Here is a 1,605-nt window from a genome sequence, read left to right as displayed (position 1 = left end):
GCACCACCACCGGCACCCGGCTCCCCACCACCCTCATCTTCGACCACCCCACCCCCACCGCCCTCGCCACCTACATCCAGACACACATCCCCACCACCGCGGACGAGACCTCACTGTCCGTGCTCGACGAGCTGGGCAGGCTGGAGAAGGCTCTCGCGGCAGCGGCGACGGACAAGCAGCAGGAACAGATCACGACACGCCTCAACGAACTCGTGCGGCGCTGGAACAGGACTCACCAAGCGTCGGAGGACTCGCTCGACGGCGATCTCAACTCCGCGACCGACGAGGAACTGTTCGAAGCCTTCGACAACAACTTCGCGTGATCCACTCACCGTCAACCGAACTCCGTACGAGGTGACACACATGTCAAATGAGGGCAAGCTTCGCGACTACCTGCGTCGTTCGATGGCCGAACTGCGTCAGGCCCAACGGCGTCTGCGTGAACTGGAAGAGGGGCAGCAGGACCCGATAGCTGTCGTGGGAATGGCCTGCCGGCTGCCGGGAGACGTGTCGTCCCCGGAGGAACTGTGGGAACTGGTCGCGTCCGGGACGGACGCCATCGTCGGCTTCCCCTCCGACCGCGGCTGGGATCTGGAGGGCATCTACGATCCCGATCCGGAAGTGCCCTGGAAGTCCACCGTCCGGCACGGCGGTTTCATGCGGGACATCAGCGGATTCGACACCGAGTTCTTCGGCATCAGTCCGCGTGAGGCGCTGGCCATGGACCCCCAGCAGCGGCTCATGCTCGAATGCGCTTGGGAGACCTGCGAGCGCACCGGCATCGACCCGGAGACGATCGACACCGCCTGCTCCTCCTCCCTGGTCACCATCCACCTCGCCAGCCAGGCCCTGCGCAACGGCGAGTGCGACCTCGCCCTGGCCGGTGGCGTGGCCGTGCTGTCCCACCCCGACGGCTTCGCCGAATTCAGCCGGCAGCGTGGTCTGGCGGCCGACGGGCGCTGTAAGCCGTTCTCCTCGGCCGCCGACGGCACCGGGTTCTCCGAGGGTGTCGGCCTGGTCATGCTGGAGCGGTTGTCCGACGCGCAGCGTAACGGGCACACGGTGCTGGCCGTGGTGCGCGGCAGTGCCGTCAACCAGGACGGTGCGAGCAACGGGCTCACCGCGCCCAACGGCCCCTCCCAGGAACGGGTGATCCGCCAGGCCCTCGCCAACGCCGGTCTGTCCGGCGATCAGGTCGACGCAGTCGAAGCGCACGGCACTGGCACCCGCCTCGGCGACCCCATCGAAGCCCAAGCCCTCCTCGCCACCTACGGCCAGGACCGCCCGGCCGACCAGCCCCTCCACCTCGGCTCCATCAAGTCCAACATCGGCCACACCGGGGCGGCCGCAGGCGTCGCCGGCGTCATCAAAATGATCCTCGCCATGCAGCACGGCACCCTGCCCCAGTCCCTGCACATCGACGAACCCACCCCACACGTCGATTGGACGAGTGGCGCCGTCAGCCTCCTCACCGAGCCCACCCCATGGCCGGTGACGGACCACCCCCGCCGAGCCGCCGTCTCCTCCTTCGGCATCAGCGGCACCAACGCCCACCTCATCCTCGAACAGGCGCCCACCACCACAGACACGCCCAGCGACGCCGAC

Annotated in this window: 1 protein-coding gene and 1 pseudogene; both read left to right on the top strand. The window is 68.1% G+C overall.

Translation table 11 applies throughout. The features are described 5' to 3' along the window. Positions 1–323, top strand: a pseudogene (locus tag IH48_RS37265) (beta-ketoacyl synthase); the annotation flags it as partial. A gap of 31 nt (positions 324–354) precedes the next feature. Further along, a partial coding sequence (locus IH48_RS0132165; protein WP_037843981.1) for a beta-ketoacyl synthase N-terminal-like domain-containing protein occupies positions 355–1,605 on the top strand: 1,251 nt, incomplete at its 3' end.

The sequence above is a fragment of the Streptomyces sp. NRRL F-5126 genome (assembly GCF_000721265.1).
GTDB lineage: Bacteria > Actinomycetota > Actinomycetes > Streptomycetales > Streptomycetaceae > Streptomyces.
This window is presented reverse-complemented; position numbering and strand designations above follow the sequence as displayed.